Source organism: Arthrobacter sp. 05L45_2 (assembly GCF_056397525.1).
Map to the genome: position 1 here is coordinate 1 of NZ_JBFTNO010000296.1, position 2,379 is coordinate 2,379.

Here is a 2,379-nt window from a genome sequence, read left to right on the forward strand (position 1 = left end):
GAACGCGTCCATACCGAAGGTGCGTGCCTCATCCGGGATGATCGGCACGATCCGGGTGCCGAAGTCCTTGTCCCGCATCAGGTCCTTGAGCAGGCGGACGAACGCCATGGTGGTGGCGRCCTGCTGCTTGCCGGACCCGCGGTTGGCGACCTCGTACGCCTTGTCACCGGGCAGGGTGACGTCGGTGTGCTTGGAACGGCGCTCCGGGACGAAACCGCCCAGGGCGCGGCGGCGCTCCATCAGGTACTTGATCTCCGGGGCGTCGGCGCCCGGGTGGTAGTACGGCGGCTGGTACGGATCGGCTTCAAGCTGCTCGTCCGTAATCGGGATGCGCAGGTGGTCGCGGAAGGCCTTCAGGTCCGCCAGCGTGAGCTTCTTCATCTGGTGGGTCGCGTTGCGGCCCTCGAAGTGGGTGCCCAGGCCGTAGCCCTTGACCGTGTGGGCCAGGATGACCGTCGGCTTGCCCTTGAACTCGGTGGCGGCCTTGTACGCGGCGTAGACTTTGTTGTAGTCGTGGCCGCCGCGCTTGAGGTTCCAGATCTCCTGGTCTGTCATGTCCGCGACCATGTCCTTGGTCTGCGGGGTCTTGCCGAAGAAGTGTTCGCGGACGAACCCGCCGGATTCGGCCTTGTAGGTCTGGTAGTCGCCGTCGACGGTTTCGTTCATGATCTTCACGAGCGAGCCGTCTTCGTCCTTGGCCAGCAGGTCATCCCACTCGCGGCCCCAGACAACCTTGATGACGTTCCAGCCGGCACCGCGGAAGAACGCCTCAAGCTCCTGCATGATCTTGCCGTTGCCGCGGACGGGACCGTCGAGGCGCTGCAGGTTGCAGTTGATGACGAAGTTGAGGTTATCCAGCTTGTCGTTGGCCGCGAGCTGCAGCAGGCCGCGGGATTCCGGCTCGTCCATTTCGCCGTCACCGAGGAAGGCCCAGACCTGCTGGTCTGAGGTGTCCTTGATGCCACGGTTGTGCAGGTAGCGGTTCGACTGCGCCTGGTAGATGGCGTTCATCGGGCCGATGCCCATCGACACGGTGGGGAACTCCCAGAACTCCGGCATCAGGCGCGGGYGCGGGTAGCTGGAGAGGGCGTGGCCTTCCTTGGACTTCTCCTGGCGGAAGCCGTCGAGGTCCTCCTCGGTCAGCCGGCCTTCCATAAAGGCGCGCGAGTACATGCCGGGGGAGGCGTGGCCCTGGAAGAAGACCTGGTCTCCGCCGCCGGGGTGGTCCTTGCCGCGGAAGAAGTGGTTGAAGCCCACCTCGTAGAGGGTCGCCGCGCCGGCGTAGGTGGAGATGTGGCCGCCGACGCCGATTTCCGGGCGCTGCGAGCGGTGGACCATAACGGCCGCGTTCCAGCGCAGCCAGGCGCGGTACTTGCGTTCGATTTCTTCATCGCCGGGGAACGGTGCTTCCTGGTCCACGGGGATGGTGTTGACGTAGTCCGTGGTGGTCACCATCGGCACGCCTACGCTTTGTGCGCCCGCCCGCTGAAGCAGGCTGCGCATGATGTACTGGGCACGCTCGGTGCCCTGTTCCTGAATTAGGGTGTCCAGGGACTCCAGCCATTCGGCGGTCTCTTCGGGATCACGATCAGGCAGCTGGTTAGTCAACCCGCTGAGGATATGGGAGGTATCTTCTCCTGCAGCCACGTCCAACCTCTCTTTGAGCGCATTCATCGGCACCCTCAGCTCCGGCAGGGTAACTGCCTGGCGTGAACGCGACGTGTGCGACATATCGGTAACAGCAGCCCGGTCCTGTGTGCCGGGCTAGGTCCAATCACAACCATGCCCGCCTGTATCAGCGGCCTATGTCCGCGCAGGCATAGTCGTCATCAGCCACTCTAGCCTTGTGCGTCGGCGGATGCGTAGCCGCTGCATGGGGCCCGCTCCGTATTTCACGGGCATACTGGTTCTGTGACGCGGAGGCCTCCCAGGGCCCCCGTAAGCCGCGGTGTGACGCAGAATATGGCGGATCGCGGGGTTTACAGCTTGAAGCCAAGGCGCAAAGGGTGTTGGCTTGGAGTAATGGAAATCACTAGCAGTAACGGAACCACCCAGCAGTTCACCAGGACGCACAAAGAGCATAGGAGCAACACGTGAGCGAGGCCGACGCCGCCACTTCGGTAAATGTGGCGGAAAAATTGGGTTTCAAAAACGGAGACCTGATTCAGGAATTCGGTTATGACGACGACGTCGACTTCGACTTGCGTGACGACATTGAGGACCTCACGGGTTCTGAACTGTTCGATGAAGACGACCATGAGGTGGTCGACGCGGCCATTCTCTGGTGGCGGGACGGCGACGGGGACCTGGTGGACACCTTGGTTGACTCGCTGACGACACTGACCGAGGGCGGTGTGGTCTGGGTACTCACCCCGAAGA

Annotated in this window: 2 protein-coding genes; one reads left to right on the plus strand and one right to left on the minus strand. The window is 63.1% G+C overall.

The annotated features are described in order from the left end of the window. Nucleotides 1-1,674, minus strand: a 1,674-nt coding sequence (aceE, locus tag AC1DHD_RS15630; RefSeq protein ID WP_476880589.1) for a pyruvate dehydrogenase (acetyl-transferring), homodimeric type, incomplete at its 3' end; no start/stop codon positions are given. A gap of 419 nt (nt 1,675-2,093) precedes the next feature. Here aceE and AC1DHD_RS15635 point away from each other — a divergent pair. Then, the coding region (locus tag AC1DHD_RS15635) for a DUF3052 family protein (protein WP_476880590.1) at nt 2,094-2,379 on the plus strand (286 nt) is incomplete at its 3' end.